Source organism: Bradyrhizobium sp. NBAIM18, assembly GCF_020193825.1.
In the GTDB taxonomy this organism is placed as follows: domain Bacteria; phylum Pseudomonadota; class Alphaproteobacteria; order Rhizobiales; family Xanthobacteraceae; genus Bradyrhizobium; species Bradyrhizobium yuanmingense.
Map to the genome: position 1 here is coordinate 412,281 of NZ_JADYVO010000004.1, position 15,460 is coordinate 427,740.

A 15,460-nucleotide genomic window follows, 5' to 3' on the forward strand; every position below is an offset into this window, starting at 1 on the left:
TTCAGGAGAGTATCATGAATGTGCACGCCAGCGCTTTGGCCGAGGCCCATCTTCCCGACGAGCAGACCACCGCTTTCGCCCGTGAGGCCATCGAGGACCTCTCGCAGCAGCCGAAAAAGCTGTCGCCGAAATATTTCTATGACGCGACCGGATCGGAGCTGTTCGAGGCGATCACCAAGCTGCCGGAATATTATCCGACGCGCACCGAGCTATCGATCCTGAAGGAGCGCGGAAGCGAGATCGCAAGCATCATCCCGGAGCACGCCGCGCTGGTGGAGTTCGGCGCCGGCGCGACCACGAAGGTGCGCCTGCTGCTCGATCATTGCAAATTCGCAGCCTATGTCCCCGTCGACATCTCCGGCGACTTCCTGAAGGCTCAGGCGAGCGGCCTGAAGCGGGATTTCCCGGCGCTCGGCATCTATCCGGTGGCGGCCGATTTCACGACGCCGTTCGAGCTGCCCAAGCAGGTTGCATCCATGCCGAAGGTCGGCTTCTTCCCCGGCTCCACCATCGGCAATTTCGAGCCGCAAGAAGCGCAGGCCTTCCTGAAAAGCGCGCGCAAGATCCTCGGCAAGGGCGCGCAGATGATCATCGGCGCCGATCTCGAAAAGGACGAGCGGATCCTCTTCGACGCCTATAACGATGCGGCCGGCGTCACCGCGCGCTTCAACCTCAATGTGCTGGTGCGCATCAACCGCGAGCTCGGCGGCAATTTCGACCTGTCCGCCTTCACCCATCGCGCGATCTACAACCGCGAGCGGCACCGCATCGAGATGCACCTGATCAGCAGGAAGAGCCAGACCGTGCGCCTGCTCGGCACCAGCTTCTCGTTCCGCCCGGGCGAAAGCATCCACACAGAGAACAGCTACAAATACAGCACCGCGCGTTTTGCCGCGCTGGCCCAGGGCGCGGGCTGGTGCGTGCGCGAGAGCTGGACGGACCCGGCGAAGATGTTCTCGGTGCACGCGCTGGAGGTCGCCGAGTAAGAGCCGCGGCTTCAATGCTCCTCAGCCTCTGCGGACGTCGACCCCAGCGACACCGACTCCCACACCGCCACCACGATTAAGATGGCGCTCGTCACCATTGACAACCACAGCGGCGACAGTTCCGACGCGAACCACCACAGCACCAGCAGCAGGATGATGCCGATGCCGTGCGAGAGCTGGAGGAAGCCGCGGACCGCGTGCTTGAACAGGATGGTGCCGATCAGAAACACCAGCGGGCCGCCGATCGTGCTCAGAACCGTGCGGGCGTCGGAATGGCCCGTCGGATGCTTCAGCACCAATTCGTCGGACACCGCCGTCAAGATGATGCCGGCAACGATCGGCAGGTGCAGATAGGTGTAGGCGAGCCGCGCCAGACGGCCGGATTCGGTGGACCTGGAGATCCACTCGGAGCCGGCTTCCGCGCCCTTGTGGAAATAAACCCACCACATCGCGATGGCACCGACCAGTGCCGAGACGAAGGCCGTGATGTTGGCGGCGGTCCATTCCAGCTCGGCGAAGGTCGCGCCATTGACGATGACGGCTTCGCCGAGCGCAATGATGACGAAGAGGGAGCAGCGCTCGGCCATGTGGCCGCCCTCGACGGCCCAGGCCTCGACCGAGGAGAAGCCGAGCCTGGGGACCCAGAAGCGGAGCGCGGGCGAGACGTATTCGATCGCAAGCGCCGCGATCCAGAACCACAGCCGCGCCTCGTGATGGGCGAGGCCGCCGAGAATCCAGAAGATCGCGGAGACGGAGAACCAGGCCAGGATGCGGATCGCATTGTGTCGCACAGCCGTCCTGTGCGCCGGCGTTGCGAACAGCCAGAACGCGGTGCGTCCGACCTGCATGGCCGCGTAGGCGATGGCGAACCACAGGCCACGCCCCTCGAACGCGGTCGGGATCGAGGTCGACAGCACGAGGCCGCCTAGCATCATCGCAAACAGCAGCAGGCGGACCGGCGTCAGCTCGGGATTGAGCCAGTTGGTGACCCAGGCCGTGAAGACCCACACCCACCACACTGCCAGGAACAGCACCGCGACATGCACCGCGCCGATCGGCGTGAAATGATGCAGCAGGGCGTGCGAGACTTGCGTGACGGCAAAGACGAAGACGAGATCGAAGAATAGCTCGGCATAGGTCACGCGGCTGTGCCGGTTCGGCGTGATGACGCGGAACATCGCGCCGTGCGGATTGTCCGCAGCCATCATCGTCCCCTCGTGGCGCTGGTCAGGTCAGGTGCAGCTTCGTCAGTTACCTGGTACGCCGGTCTGCAGCGCCAGCGCGTGCAGCACGCCGCCCATCTGGCCGCGCAGGGACTGGTAGACGATCTGGTGCTGCTGGACGCGCGACTTGCCGCGGAAGGATTCCGAGATCACGGTCGCGGCATAGTGGTCGCCGTCGCCGGCGAGATCACGGATGGTCACCTCGGCATCGGGGATCGCTGCCTTGATCATCGCCTCGATATCGTGGGCGTCCATGGGCATTCGGGTCTTGCTCCTTATCTCGGCTGCAAAGCAGCCTCATCATCGAATCGCTGCCGGGGGTCCCCTCGCCGGCAAGGTCAAACTTAGCGTGAACGGCCTTCTACGTCACGCTTTCCGGCACTATATCCCTGATCCCATCAGGACAAAGGCACGACAAAGTGCCGCGCGCGGCAGATTGATCGAAAAGGCGTGAAATCATGAAGCTTCCAGGGCCCGACCACCCGATCACCATCACCCCAAATCCCCGGCGCGTCCGCGTCACGGCGGGTGACATCGTGATCGCCGAGACCAGCAAGGCGCTGACCTTGAAAGAGGCCAGATATCCGGCAGTGCAATATGTACCGCGGGAGGACGCCAACATGGCCCTGTTGGAGCGTACCGACCGTGTCACCCATTGCCCCTACAAGGGAGACGCGAACTATTACAGCGTCAAGGCCGACGGCAAGACGCTGGACAACGCGATCTGGACCTACGAGACACCCTTCCCCGCGATGACGGAGATTTCAGGCCATCTCGCGTTCTATCCGGACAAAGTGAAGATCGAGGAAGTGGGATAAGCGCCGCAACCCCCAATCGTCATGCCCGGGCATCCACGTTCTGCACGCGGTAAGGCGTGGAGGCCGGGTCGAGCCGGCCATGACGGCGGAGAGGGCTGAATCAGCTACGCCCTGAAGATCGTGAGTCCCAATATCAGCAGCACCAGGAAGATCACGACGAAGACGTAGAACAGGAAGCGGGCGATGTCGGCCGAGGCGGCCGAGATGCCGGTGAAGCCGAGCACGCCGGCCACGATCGAGACAAGGAGGAAGATCAGCGCCCATTTCAGGATCGTCATCGCCAGCTCCGAACTGCCGCGTCTCACGGCCTACGCTGTTTTCGGCGAACGCTAACATCGCTGCGAGGAACTGGTTCCTAGAGGTGGTCGGGGGCGACCTACCGAACAAACTGCCCTTGCTGAATCGAGTTCCCGGCGGCAGAGTCCCGCCGAGGTCAGGATCGGGGCGGCCACGATGACGATGTCACATTCAGCGACGATCGGCGCGGAGGTGCATGCCGCGCCCACGAGCAAGGTTCGCAATCTGGCGATCGATCGCGCGCGCACCTTCCTCACTCTGGTGGTGCTGCTGCATCACGCGGTGATCCCCTATACCTATTTCGGTCATACCGATCCGAGCTATTTCTTCGGCTTCGACATGATCGTGCTCGCCACCGACAGCTTCTTCATGGCGATGTTCTTCTTCCTGTCGGGACTGTTCGCCTGGTCTGGCATCGCCCGGAAGGGAGTCCGGAGCTATTTGGCAGATCGTCTGCTTCGGCTTGGCCTACCCTTCGCGATCTGCGCCCTTACGGTGATTCCACTCGCCTATTACGCGATCTCCCTGCGGCAGCATCCCGAGATCGGTTTTGCGGAATTCTGGTGGAATATGGTCACGAAAGGCCCGTGGCCGAGCGGGCCGATCTGGTTCCTGTGGGTCTTGTTCGCCTTCGACCTGGTTGCCTGCCTTTTGTACCGGCTGTCACCCAACCTACTCGATCCGATCAATCGCCTCTCGCTACATGGTCGCCGCCGGCCCGCCGTGTTCTTTGCGGTCATGCTGGCGGTCACCGCCGCGTTCTACATTCCCGGGCTGGTTCACTACGGACACAGCAGCTGGTTCGAGTTCGGGCCGTTCTCGGTCCAGCACGGGCGCGTGATGCTGTACGCGACCTATTTCTTTTTCGGTGCCGGCATCGGCGTTGCGCAAATGGATCGTGGGCTGCTCTCTGTCGACGGCCGCATGGCAAAGGTCAGCTGGGACTGGATGGTCCTGGCGATCGTTCCGTATTGCCTGTTGTGGGGGCTGATCTTCATCAAGCGCGAAATACTGGGCAACCCGTCACCGTTGCCGGACTGGTATGAAGCGCTTTATGCCATCTGCTTCACCGTCTTCAGCGTGGCCATCATGTTTCTGATCCTGGCCCTTTTCCAGAGATTCAAGCAATCAGGCTCAGCCAGGCTGCTCGATCCAATGCAGGGCGACGCGTTCGGCATGTTCCTTGTGCACTATCCGATCGCGCTGTGGCTGCAATACTGGCTGTTCGACTATGACCTGCCGGCGATCGTCAAGGCCACGGTCGGGTTCGTACTGACTGTCGCAGCGAGCTGGGCGCTGACGCGAGCGTTGCGGCAGATCCCGGGCGCGTCGAAGGTGTTGTGAGGCGCGGTCTCTCGGTCCGTAGCCCGGATGGAGCGCAGCGTAATCCGGGACCTTGCCACAAGTGATAGCCGTCCCGGATTACGCTGCGCTCCATCCGGCTACAGATCTGATTTGTGGCAGCGCCTTATGCCGCCTTCCCACCCATATATTCCGGCAGCCAGCGCTCGTACGATTTGCGCAAGCTGTCGATCGTAACCGGCGCCTCGCCGGCGATCGCGATGGCATCGCCGCCGGTGGTGCCGATCCGCACGCAGGGCACCTCGCAGCCGCGCATCTTGGCGAGCACGCGGCCGGCTTCGGTTTCCGGCACGGTGACGAGATAGCGCGCCTGGTCCTCGCCGAACCAGTAGGCCTGCGGCACCAGCGCAGTCGGCGCCGCCAGCAGCTTGGCGCCGATGCCGCCCGCCATCGCCATCTCGGCCAGCGCGATCAGGAGGCCGCCGTCCGACAAATCATGCACGGCGGTCGCAGTGCCCGCATGGATCATGCCGCGCACGCAATCGCCGTTGCGCTTCTCGGCCGCGAGATCGACCGGCGGCGGCGCGCCCTCCTCGCGACCGCAAATGTCGCGCAGATAGACGGACTGGCCGAGCCAGCCATGGGTCTCGCCGATCAGCAGGATCGCCTCGCCCTCGGCCTTGAAGGCGAGCGACGCCGACTTGGTGAAATCGTCGAGCAGGCCGACACCGCCGATCGAGGGCGTCGGCAGGATCGCGCGGCCGTTGGTCTCGTTGTAGAGCGAGACGTTGCCGGACACGACCGGGAAGTCCAGCGTGCGGCAGGCTTCCGAGATGCCCTTCAGGCAGCCGACGAACTGGCCCATGATCTCGGGCCTTTCAGGATTGCCGAAGTTGAGATTGTCGGTGATCGCGAGCGGCTTGCCGCCGACAGCGGTGATGTTGCGCCAGGCTTCCGCCACCGCCTGCATCCCGCCTTGATAAGGATCGGCCTCGCAATAGCGCGGCGTGACGTCGACAGTGAGCGCGAGGCCCTTCGGCCCGTCCTGCACGCGCACGACGGCGGCGTCGCCACCGGGACGCTGCATGGTGTTGCCGAGGATGACGTGATCGTACTGCTCCCAGACCCAGCGCTTCGAGCACATGTCCGGCGTGCCGATCAGCTTTTCCAGCGCAGGTCCGAGGCCCATCGGCGCCGCCACGTCGCGGGCATGCACGACCGGCAGCGCGGTGGATGGGACGTGCGGGCGGTCATAGACCGGCGCCTCGTCGCCGAGCTCCTTGATCGGCAAATCGGCCATGACGTCGCCGCCATGCTTGACCACGAAGCGCTTGCTCGGCGTCGTGTAGCCGACCACGGCGAAGTCGAGGCCCCACTTCGTGAAGATCTCCTCGGCTTCCTTTTCCTTCTCGGGCTTGAGCACCATGAGCATGCGCTCCTGGCTCTCCGAGAGCATCATCTCGTAGGCGCTCATGCCGGTCTCGCGGGTCGGCACCGCGTCGAGATCGAGGTCGACGCCGAGGTCGCCCTTGGCGCCCATCTCCACCGCCGAACAGGTCAGGCCGGCGGCGCCCATATCCTGGATCGCGATGACGCAGCCCTTTTCCATGATCTCGAGGCAAGCTTCGAGCAGCAGCTTCTCGGCGAAGGGATCGCCGACCTGCACGGTCGGGCGCTTCTCCTCGGACTTGTCGTCGAACTCGGCCGAGGCCATCGAGGCGCCGTGGATGCCGTCGCGGCCGGTCTTGGAGCCCAAATAGACGATCGGCATGTTCACGCCGGAGGCCGCCGCATAGAAGATCTTGTCGGCGTCGGCGAGGCCCACCGCCATGGCATTGACGAGGATGTTGCCGTCGTAGCGGGTGTGGAAGCGCACCTGGCCGCCCACCGTCGGCACGCCGAAGGAATTGCCGTAGCCGCCGACGCCCGCCACGACGCCGGAGACGAGATGCCGCGTCTTCGGGTGCTCGGGCGCGCCGAAGCTCAGCGCATTGAGGCAGGCGATCGGGCGCGCGCCCATGGTGAAGACGTCGCGCAGGATGCCGCCGACGCCGGTGGTCGCACCCTGGTAAGGCTCGATATAGCTCGGATGGTTGTGGCTCTCCATCTTGAAGACCACGGCCTGGCCGTCGCCGATGTCGATCACGCCGGCGTTCTCGCCGGGGCCCTGGATCACCCAGGGCGCTTTCGTCGGCAGGCCGCGCAGATGGATGCGCGAGGATTTGTACGAGCAATGCTCGTTCCACATCGCCGAGAAGATGCCGAGCTCGGTGAAGGTCGGCTCCCGCCCGATCAGCTTCAGGATGCGCTCATACTCGTCGGGCTTGAGCCCGTGGGCGGCAACCAGTTCGGGGGTGATCTTGGGTTCGTTCTTCATGGATTCGAGGCTTTCGGCGGCGGTTTGGCCGTTCTTAGGAACATCGGACGGCTTCGAAAAGCCCTTTATGGCGCATTTTCCCGCTGTCCCACGTTTTGCGCCGGCAGGGCCGGCGGGAACGGGAATTGCACGGCGCGGTCGGATCGGATTTAAGGTCTAAAGACCCGCAATTGAAGGCCTATTTCCTTGCACGAATTGACCAAAGCGCCCCCGCCCCGCCGCCCCGACCTCCACGTCGCCACCGAGGGCGAATTTGTGGGCTGGCGGACCTGGATTCGCGACAGTTTTGAGTCCCATGTCGGCCCGTTCTGGCACCGGATCGAGGCCGACGGCAGCGTCCGCAGCGCCTTCCGCGTCGAGAAGAAGCACCTCAATGGCTCCGGCAACGTCCATGGCGGCTGCTACATGGCCTTTGCCGACTATTCGCTGTTTGCGATCGCCACCCATGTCCTGGACAGCCGGGCGGTGACGACCAATTTCGCCTGCGAATTCCTCGATGCGGCACGCGAGGGCGAGCTGATCGAATGCACCGGCGAGGTCACCCGCGCCGGCGGCTCGCTGATCTTCCTGCGCGGCAAGATGATGTCCGGCGAGCGGCTGCTGCTGACCTTTTCCGGAACGATCAAGCGGATGAAGCGGAAGGCACTCCCTCAGCCAAACGCATAGCTCTCCGCCTTCCCTTTTCGCGCGCCTTCGCCCAGACTCGCCGGCAAGCGCGTTTGCGCCGGGGAGCAAGAACAAGGTGCCGCAGAGCACATCCGAGGCGGGTCGCGCGACGGCGGCCGCATCAACGCCGTTGCCGTCCATCGCCACCGGCGCACGCAACTGGCGCGATTATGCGCTGCTGCTGGCGCTCGCCTGCTGCTGGAGCTCGACCTATCCGCTGACCAAGCTGGCGCTTCCCACGATCCCGCCCATCACCTTCATCTCGGCGCGCTCGCTGATCGCCGCCGCCTTCCTGTTCGCGATCCTGTGGATGCGCGGCACCAGGATCCCCACCGACGCGAAAGCATGGAAGCTGTTCGCGACCCAGCAGCTGATCAACTCGACCTTCCCGTTCCTGATCATCACCTGGTCGCAGCAATATGTGCCGGCCTCGAACACGGTGGTGCTGGCCTCGACCACGCCGATCTTCGCCTTCCTGATCACCTCGCTGATCACGCGGCACGAGCCGGCGACGCTACTCAAGCTCACTGGTGCGATTTTGGGACTCGCCGGCACCGTCGCCATCGTTGGCCTCGACGCGCTACGCGGCCTCGGCAGCGAGATCGTGGCAGAGATCGCGATCCTGCTCGCCACCATCTCCTTTGCCTGCGCGACGATCTTCGGTCTCCGCCTGTCCGAATACGATCCGATGGTGGTGGCAGCCGGCTCGCTACTGTTCGGCGGCCTCGTGCTGCTGCCGCCCTCACTGCTGATCGACCAGCCCTGGACGCTGCAACCAACGCCGACCGCGATCGTCGCCACCATCGTCATGGGCATCGTCTCGAGCGCGCTCGGCCTGATGTTGTTCTACGTCTGCCTCGGCCGGCTCGGCACGCTGACGACCAACGCCCAAGGCTATTTGCGCATTCCGATCGGCGTCGGCCTCTCGGTGCTGCTGCTCGGCGAGAGCGTGCCGTCGAACCTCGCACTGGGGTTATTGCTGGTGATGGCCGGTGTTTCCGCGATGACGGTGCCTGCTGAGCGGTTGAAGTGGCGGTAGCCAACGGCGATGGTCAATCCGCCGAAATAAAGCGGAGGGTACCTGCACGGCGCGTCGGTTTGCCGGTGTCGTTGGTGTGATTGACACCGTCCATGACGGGCACCTCAGGAAAATCGAACGGACTTACCCCGTCAAGGCAAGCCACATTGACAGCATACAGATCCTGGTCCGATCGACGCTGATGATGCGTGTAGATTCCGCAGCGGGAACAGAAGAAATGCTGCGCTGATCCGGTATGGAAGCGGTAGCTCGTCAGCGCATCCTCGCCCTTCAGGAACTTGATGCCGCCCATCTCCGCCATGACGACGACGGTGCCGCGCATCCGGCAGTAAGAGCAGGTGCAGCGGCGGATCGAATTGAAACCGTCACTCAGCGTCGCCTCGAAACGCACCGCTCCGCAATGGCACTGACCAGCCCGTACGTTTGTGTCAATCACCATGTGGCATGCTTCCTGGCGTTGGTGCGAACGACGAGGCCGTCTCGGCGACGTCAACGGGCAGGAACGTTCTCTCAAATGTGGGCCGAACAATCAAAAGGAATCGCCCAAGGCATCAAAACAACTCACGGGGGCCGGACTCCTCACGCCGACAACTGCTTCTCCGCGACCAACAGCCACTCCGCCTGCGCCTTGCGCAGATATTTCGGCGCTCGCCGCATCTGGATCAGGAGCTCGTTGAAGACCATGCGCGCCTCTGCGGTGCGGCCGACCGTTTGCAGCAGCATGCCGTAGTGCACCCGCGCCTCGGCGCCGGGGAAGTAACCGGCGAGCGCGTGATATTCCTCCAGCGCCTCGTCGACACGTCCGACCTCGGCGAGCGCGCGGGCATAGAGCAGATGCGCGTCGGCGGAATCGAAATCGGGCCATTGCTTCTGCAGATCGTCCAGCGTCGCCAGCGCATCGGCCGGGCGGCTGGCGGCAAATTGCGCCTGCGCCCTGCGCAGCGCGTAGGCGGGATCGTGGCCCATCGGCAGCTTCAGGATGTGATCATAATGCGCTTCAGCTTCGCCGAACCGGCCGATATTCGCGCACTCTTCCGCCAGCGCCGCACGGTTGGCGATGGTGTCGGTGCCGGCGAGTTGGTCGGACAGCTCGCGATAGCGCTTCTCGGGATCGAGGCGATTGGCGACACGCTGGCGCGCCTGCCGGGCACCGGGGCTGGAAAACCATTCGGGAATGAGCTCGACCGCGATATAGGCGATCGCGCCCATCATCGGCACCAGCAGGATGATGAAGGCCCAGGGCCGCAACCGTCCAGTTCGCGAGGCGTGATAGATCAGCGTGATATCGAGCAGCAGAACGACCAAAGCAACGGGCATGTGACATCCGGAAAGCACTACGACAGCCAGCCTCCTGCTATCGCAATCGAACCGATGAAACAACTTTGAGTTGCTCAGCCGGCAAGGATCAGCGAACCCGAACGCGCGCCGTAATGGTGACGAGGAGTCAGTCGCCGCAAAACCTATGCAGGTTCACGCGCCTCGCGTAGCAATCCACTCGCCAGCACTCGAAACGCGTCGACGGCCTTGCTCAGCACATTCTTGGGATTGTCGGCTGCCGCGACCCACAAGGCGGCGCTGAGCGCAGCCCCGTTCAGCAACCGCCCCGCCGCTTCGACATCGACCGGCTTCACGATTCCCTCCTCGATCAGCGCACGGATCGTTCGCATGGTGATATCGAGACAGGCGTTCTCGCCGGGCCATTTGGAGGGATCGCCGAGCACCGCAGGTCCATCCAGAAGCATGATGCGCTGAATCTCGGGTTCGAGCGCCATCTCGATATAGGCGCTTCCCTCCGCGAGCAGACCCAGCCACGGGCTGGGCGCTTGCTCCCGGACGATGCGGAGCCGCTCCGCCATTTCACCGTCGATCTGCTCGACGACGGCCCAGAGCAGCCCCTTCTTGTCTTCGAAGTTGTGATACAGCGCGCCCCGCGTCAGACCGACGGCCGCGGTGATCTCGTCCATCGATGCGTCTGCGTAGCCCTGCGTGGCAAATGCCGCGCGTGCGGCGCGGATGAGCCTGGCCCGATTTTCCGCCATCGCCGCAGCGCGCTTCCCGTTTGCCATGCCCTGCCCCCTCTTGACATACGCCTCGTATGTGAGCGATATCTCACATACGAAACGTATCTGAAATTGCCGTGACGCGCCACCCGTGGAGCGCCCACGGTCCAACCGCCCCCATCCATGGATTGAAAGGTACCTGCCATGCCCCAGCGAGAGGCAATCTTCCCCGCGAACCGCCACGCGCTCTATCAAGTGCATCGGTACTCCGCGGCGATCCGCTCCGGCGACCTGCTGTTCGTGTCGGGACAGGTCGGCAGCCGCGAGGACGGCTCGCCCGAACCGGTATTCGAGGACCAGGTCCGGCGCGCGTTCGCCAATTTGCGTGCCGTGCTCGCCGCTGGTGGATGCACGCTGGACGATGTCGTCGATGTCACCACGTTCCACACCGATCCGGCGAGCCAGATCGAGACGGTGATGGCCGTTCGCGCCGAGGAGATCGGCGATCCTCCCTATCCGAACTGGACGGCTGTCGGCGTGAACTGGCTTGCCGGCTTCGACTTCGAGATCAAGGTCATCGCCCGCATTCCTGTGCTCCAGTAAGCTTCCCGGCGGCCATACGCCGGCCGCCAGCAGACAACTTGGCCGGGCTACTTGTTGGCGTCGTCCGCCAGCATCTTGCGGTACTTTTCGACGTCGCGCGTCACGAGCTTTTGCAGCACGTCGGGCGCGTGCTCGTCGGCATCGGGCGCGACGGTCGACAGGTCGGCGAAGCGCTTCTTCACCGCTTCGGTCTCGACGGCTGTGCGCGCCGCGGCATTCAGCTTGGCGATCACGGCCTGCGGCGTGCCCTTGGGCGCGAACAGGCCGTTCCAGCCTTGTGCCTCGAACTCGGGCAGGCCCGCTTCTGCCGAGGTCGGCAGATCCGGCAGCGTGGCGAGCCGAACGGTCGAGCCGACCACGAGGCCCTTCACCAGCTTGTCGTTAATCGACTGCGACACCGAGGCGGCCGCGTCGCAGACGCCGTCGATCTGGCCGCCGACCGCGTCGGTCAGCGCCGGCGCGGCGCCGCGATAGCCGATCAGCGTCGCGTCGATCCCGGCTGCTGTGACGAAGCTTTTGCAGATCAGATAGTTCGAGGAGCCGACGCCGGCATGGCCGAGATTGATCTTGCCCGGATTCGCCTTGGCATAGGCGATGAACTCTTTCAGGTCCTTCGCTGGAAAGTCCTTGCGCAGCGCGATGATGCCGAACGTCTTCGCCACCATCGCGATCGGCACGAAGGAATCAGGCGTGAACGACAGTTTTGGATAGATCGTGTAGGTCGCGGCATTGGTGCCGGCATTGCCGATCGCAATCGTATAACCATCTGGCTCGGCGCGGGAGGCCCGCGCCAGCGCGGTCGAGCCGCCGGCCCCCGCAACATTCTCGATCACGATGGTCTGGCCGAGCGCGATGCCCATCTGCTCGGCCACCGCGCGCGCGATCACGTCCGAGGTGCCGCCGGCCGCGAACGGCACGATCATGTTGATGGGACGCTTGGGATAGTCCTGCGCGGATGCGACGTTGGCGAACACTAGCGCCGCGAACGCGGCGAGAGCACGCCTCGTCACGAACGAGATCACGCAGCTTTTTCCAGATGCTGGGCAAGGCCGGCGAACAGGCCGCGGCCATCGGTGCAGCCCATGATGTCTTCGACGTGGTTTTCCGGATGCGGCATCATGCCGAGCACGTTGCCCTTGTCGTTGACGATGCCTGCGATGGAATGCGCGGCGCCGTTGATGTTGTTGAAATCGTCGACTTCGCCGGCAGCGGAGCAATAGCGATAGAGCACCCGCCCCTCGCCTTCGAGGCGCTTGATCGTCTCCTCATCCGCCTCGTAATTGCCCTCGCCATGGGCGACCGGCACGCGGATCACCTGGCCGGCATTGTAACCGCGCGTGAACGGCGTGTCGGAACGCTCGACGCGCAGATGCACGTCGCGGCAGATGAATTTCAGCCGCGCATTGCGCATCAGCACGCCCGGCAAGAGGCCGGACTCGCAGAGGATCTGAAAACCGTTGCAGACACCGAGCACGAGGCCGCCCTTGGCCGCATAGTCGCGCACCGCATCCATCACCGGTGCACGCGCCGCAATCGCGCCGCAGCGCAGGTAATCGCCGTAGGAGAAGCCGCCGGGCACGACGACGAGATCGGTGCCCGCAGGCAGCGCGGTCTCGGCGTGCCAGACCATCGCGGGCTCGCTGCCGGAGATCAGCCTCAACGCGCGCGCCATGTCGCGCTCGCGGTTGATTCCGGGAAAGACGAGGATGGCGGCTTTCATGGCAGAGGTTCCGACGCGGCTGGGAATCGAAGCTGGCCAACGGGCCAATTCGCGAACAGACATAACCATTTGACGGGGATTTTACCAGTGCTAGCGTTGCGGAGCGCCCTTGTACACAGGCCATAGCCACGCGCCTTTGGCCGCTCGATTTGCCCGGGATTGAAGCCATGAATGTCCCGTCGCTGCCCGCATCTCTCGCCGAACCAGTATCCGCCGAGGGCGTCGTCGCCGCCGGCGCTTATGTCGACGGCCGCCGGGTCGCCAATATCGCCATCAGCGAGGCCTCGAGTTGGCGAGCCAAGCCCGGCCATGTCGTGTGGATCGGGCTGCACGAGCCCGACATGGCGCTGCTCGGCGCGGTGCAGAAGCAGTTCGACCTGCACGACCTCGCGATCGAGGACGCCAACCACGCCCATCAACGGCCGAAGATCGAGCAATATGGCGAGGCCCTGTTCATTGTCGCGCGCACCGCGCAATTGATCGAGGGGCGCATTGCCTTTGGCGAGACCCACATTTTCGTCGGCGAAGGCTATCTAGTCTCGGTGCGCCACGGCGCTTCGACCTCCTACACGCCGGTGCGCGAACGCTGCGAGAGCTGCCCGCGGGCGCTCGCGCGCGGCGAGGACTACATCCTCTATGCCATCCTCGATTTCATCGTCGACAATTACTCGCCCGTGCTGGAGAGCATCCACGACGAGGTCGAGAGCATCGAGGATGACGTGCTCTCCAAGCAGATCAGCAAGGCGCAGATCGAGCGGCTCTACATGCTGCGACGCGACCTGTTGCGGCTGAGGACCGCGATCGGCCCGCTGGTGGAGGTCTGCCGCCGGCTGGAGCATGACGACCTGTCGATGGTGCGGCAGGCCATGCAGCCGCTGTTCCGCGACGTCACCGACCACGTCCGCAACATCCAGGAGCGCATCGATTCCATGCGCGAGGTGCTGGCCTTCGCCTTCGAGGCGAGCCTTTTGGTCGGCCAGGCCCAGGAGACGGCGGTGTCCAAGAAGCTCGCATCCTGGCTCGCCATCATCGCGGTCCCGACCGCGCTCGCCGGCATCTACGGCATGAACTTCAAGCACATGCCGGAGCTGGAATGGGAGTACGGCTATTTCATGCTGCTGGGCGTGATGCTGACGGCATGCGGCTCGCTGTACTGGCGTTTTCGGCGGGCCGGGTGGCTGTGAGTCCAGACGCTCAGACTGGTTACATGCCTCGTCTGCCAGACCACGTGCTCTGCGCCACCTGAAGGTCGTGCAGCATGAGAAGCTGCTCTTCTCGACAGGCGCTCAGCTCAGACCTGATTTCGTCGATCTTGTATTCGACATCACCGAGCGTTTGCTCGATCTGCTTCAGCAGCTCGAAAATCAGCTCTTTGCCGATATCCGCCACTCCGCTCAGGCTTTCATCTCGATCGCATAATTCTCGATCACGGTGTTCGCCAAGAGCTTGTCGGCGGCCTCCTTCAGCGCCGCCTCCGCCCTGGCCTTGTCGGCGCCGGCGAGCTCGATGTCGAACACCTTGCCCTGGCGGACGCTGGCGACGCCGTCGACGCCGAGCGACTTCAACGCGCCTTCGATGGCCTTGCCCTGCGGATCGAGGATGCCCGTCTTCAGGGTAACGGTGACACGTGCCTTCACGTCAAAAGTCCTCTCAGCTCTTCACCAGCACCGGGCCGGTGCCCTGGGGACGCTCGTTCTCCATGAGGATGCCGAGACGCTTCGCAACTTCGGTGTAGGCCTCGAGCAGGCCGCCGAGATCCCTGCGGAAACGATCCTTGTCGAGCTTCTCGTTCGACTTGATGTCCCACAGCCGGCAGCTGTCCGGCGAGATCTCGTCGGCGACGATGATGCGCATCATCTCGTTCTCGAACAGGCGCCCGCACTCCATCTTGAAGTCGACGAGGCGGATGCCGATGCCGAGGAAGAGGCCGGTGAGGAAGTCGTTGACGCGGATGGCGAGCGCCATGATATCGTCGATCTCCTGCGGCGTCGCCCAGCCGAAGGCGGTGATGTGCTCTTCCGACACCATGGGGTCGTTGAGCTGGTCGTTCTTGTAATAGAACTCGATGATCGAGCGCGGCAGCTGCGTGCCCTCCTCGATGCCGAGGCGCTGCGACAGCGAGCCGGCGGCGACGTTCCGCACCACCACCTCCAGCGGCACGATCTCGACCTCGCGAATCAACTGCTCGCGCATGTTGAGGCGGCGGATGAAATGGGTCGGCACCCCGATGTCGTTGAGGTGCTGAAACAGGTACTCCGAGATCCGGTTGTTGAGGACGCCCTTGCCCTCGATCACCTGATGCTTTTTCGCATTGAACGCGGTGGCGTCGTCCTTGAAGTGCTGGATCAGGGTACCGGGCTCGGGGCCTTCGTAAAGAACCTTTGCCTTGCCTTCATAAATGCGACGCCGACGGCTCATGGGGATGTACC

General features: G+C 63.9%; 19 protein-coding genes. 7 read left to right on the plus strand and 12 right to left on the minus strand.

Annotation, left to right across the window (positions count from 1 at the left end; all coding sequences use genetic code 11):
* Positions 1-14: 14 nt before the first annotated feature.
* The gene (egtD, locus tag I6F17_RS12450; protein ID WP_225131924.1) at positions 15-986 is read left to right on the plus strand and encodes an L-histidine N(alpha)-methyltransferase; all 972 of its coding nucleotides are present in this window, start codon (positions 15-17) and stop codon (positions 984-986) included.
* Positions 987-997: 11 nt separating this feature from the next.
* Here the strand turns inward: egtD and I6F17_RS12455 are convergent, their stop codons facing one another.
* Positions 998-2,191 (minus strand): low temperature requirement protein A, encoded by a 1,194-nt coding sequence (locus tag I6F17_RS12455; RefSeq protein ID WP_225131934.1) that lies wholly within the window; start codon positions 2,189-2,191, stop codon positions 998-1,000.
* Between the two features lie 42 nt (positions 2,192-2,233).
* Positions 2,234-2,470 carry a BolA family transcriptional regulator gene (locus I6F17_RS12460; protein WP_036012929.1) on the minus strand — a complete coding sequence of 79 codons (237 nt, stop codon included), beginning with the start codon at positions 2,468-2,470 and terminating at the stop codon, positions 2,234-2,236.
* 197 nt (positions 2,471-2,667) lie between these two features.
* On the opposite strand from I6F17_RS12460, the gene I6F17_RS12465 reads away from it, so the two are divergent.
* Positions 2,668-3,027, plus strand: coding sequence for a DUF427 domain-containing protein (locus I6F17_RS12465; RefSeq protein ID WP_036043505.1), 360 nt, complete (start codon positions 2,668-2,670; stop codon positions 3,025-3,027).
* Between the two features lie 104 nt (positions 3,028-3,131).
* On the opposite strand, the gene I6F17_RS12470 is transcribed toward I6F17_RS12465, so the two are convergent.
* Entirely contained in the window at positions 3,132-3,305 is a 174-nt protein-coding gene (locus I6F17_RS12470) for a DUF1328 domain-containing protein (protein WP_007612121.1), read from the minus strand.
* Between the two features lie 175 nt (positions 3,306-3,480).
* Between I6F17_RS12470 and I6F17_RS12475 the strand changes: the two genes are divergently transcribed.
* Positions 3,481-4,668, plus strand: a complete 1,188-nt coding sequence (locus I6F17_RS12475) for an acyltransferase (RefSeq protein WP_085974758.1) — start codon at positions 3,481-3,483, stop codon at positions 4,666-4,668.
* A gap of 124 nt (positions 4,669-4,792) precedes the next feature.
* On the opposite strand, the gene purL is transcribed toward I6F17_RS12475, so the two are convergent.
* Positions 4,793-7,003, minus strand: coding sequence for a phosphoribosylformylglycinamidine synthase subunit PurL (gene purL, locus I6F17_RS12480; protein ID WP_225131923.1), 2,211 nt, complete (start codon positions 7,001-7,003; stop codon positions 4,793-4,795).
* Positions 7,004-7,189: 186 nt separating this feature from the next.
* Between purL and I6F17_RS12485 the strand changes: the two genes are divergently transcribed.
* Positions 7,190-7,669, plus strand: a complete 480-nt coding sequence (locus I6F17_RS12485) for a PaaI family thioesterase (protein WP_025037294.1) — start codon at positions 7,190-7,192, stop codon at positions 7,667-7,669.
* A gap of 76 nt (positions 7,670-7,745) precedes the next feature.
* Positions 7,746-8,708 (plus strand): DMT family transporter, encoded by a 963-nt coding sequence (locus I6F17_RS12490; RefSeq protein WP_225128956.1) that lies wholly within the window; start codon positions 7,746-7,748, stop codon positions 8,706-8,708.
* Positions 8,709-8,721: 13 nt separating this feature from the next.
* Here I6F17_RS12490 and I6F17_RS12495 read toward each other — a convergent pair whose 3' ends face one another.
* The 3 genes from I6F17_RS12495 to I6F17_RS12505 all read right to left on the minus strand — a co-directional run bounded on the left by I6F17_RS12495 (position 8,722) and on the right by I6F17_RS12505 (position 10,774).
* Positions 8,722-9,147, minus strand: coding sequence for a GFA family protein (locus I6F17_RS12495; protein ID WP_225128954.1), 426 nt, complete (start codon positions 9,145-9,147; stop codon positions 8,722-8,724).
* A gap of 140 nt (positions 9,148-9,287) precedes the next feature.
* The gene (locus I6F17_RS12500) at positions 9,288-10,025 is read right to left on the minus strand and encodes a tetratricopeptide repeat protein (RefSeq protein ID WP_225128952.1); all 738 of its coding nucleotides are present in this window, start codon (positions 10,023-10,025) and stop codon (positions 9,288-9,290) included.
* Between the two features lie 143 nt (positions 10,026-10,168).
* On the minus strand, positions 10,169-10,774 hold the full coding sequence (locus tag I6F17_RS12505; protein WP_225128968.1) for a TetR/AcrR family transcriptional regulator: 606 nt from the start codon (positions 10,772-10,774) through the stop codon (positions 10,169-10,171).
* Positions 10,775-10,912: 138 nt separating this feature from the next.
* On the opposite strand from I6F17_RS12505, the gene I6F17_RS12510 reads away from it, so the two are divergent.
* A complete protein-coding gene (locus I6F17_RS12510; RefSeq protein WP_074448244.1) occupies positions 10,913-11,311 on the plus strand; it encodes a RidA family protein in 399 nt (132 codons plus the stop codon).
* A 47-nt stretch (positions 11,312-11,358) separates the two neighbouring features.
* On the opposite strand, the gene I6F17_RS12515 is transcribed toward I6F17_RS12510, so the two are convergent.
* Together I6F17_RS12515 and purQ are read right to left on the minus strand one after the other, a co-directional pair.
* A complete protein-coding gene (locus tag I6F17_RS12515) occupies positions 11,359-12,333 on the minus strand; it encodes a tripartite tricarboxylate transporter substrate binding protein BugD (RefSeq protein WP_225128949.1) in 975 nt (324 codons plus the stop codon).
* On the minus strand, positions 12,330-13,031 hold the full coding sequence (gene purQ / locus I6F17_RS12520) for a phosphoribosylformylglycinamidine synthase subunit PurQ (protein ID WP_036043486.1): 702 nt from the start codon (positions 13,029-13,031) through the stop codon (positions 12,330-12,332). The genes I6F17_RS12515 and purQ overlap by 4 nt, the downstream gene beginning before the upstream one ends.
* 167 nt (positions 13,032-13,198) lie before the next feature.
* On the opposite strand from purQ, the gene I6F17_RS12525 reads away from it, so the two are divergent.
* Positions 13,199-14,215 (plus strand): magnesium and cobalt transport protein CorA, encoded by a 1,017-nt coding sequence (locus tag I6F17_RS12525; protein ID WP_225128946.1) that lies wholly within the window; start codon positions 13,199-13,201, stop codon positions 14,213-14,215.
* Positions 14,216-14,234: 19 nt separating this feature from the next.
* Here the strand turns inward: I6F17_RS12525 and I6F17_RS12530 are convergent, their stop codons facing one another.
* From I6F17_RS12530 to purC, 3 genes are read right to left on the minus strand one after another with little or no spacing between them, the layout of a single operon-like run.
* Positions 14,235-14,420, minus strand: coding sequence for a hypothetical protein (locus tag I6F17_RS12530; protein WP_036043481.1), 186 nt, complete (start codon positions 14,418-14,420; stop codon positions 14,235-14,237).
* 5 nt (positions 14,421-14,425) lie between these two features.
* Positions 14,426-14,668: a phosphoribosylformylglycinamidine synthase subunit PurS gene (gene purS / locus I6F17_RS12535; protein ID WP_225128944.1), complete on the minus strand. Its 243-nt coding sequence runs from the start codon at positions 14,666-14,668 to the stop codon at positions 14,426-14,428.
* A 13-nt stretch (positions 14,669-14,681) separates the two neighbouring features.
* Positions 14,682-15,449, minus strand: a complete 768-nt coding sequence (purC, locus tag I6F17_RS12540; protein ID WP_172782948.1) for a phosphoribosylaminoimidazolesuccinocarboxamide synthase — start codon at positions 15,447-15,449, stop codon at positions 14,682-14,684.
* Positions 15,450-15,460: the final 11 nt, after the last annotated feature.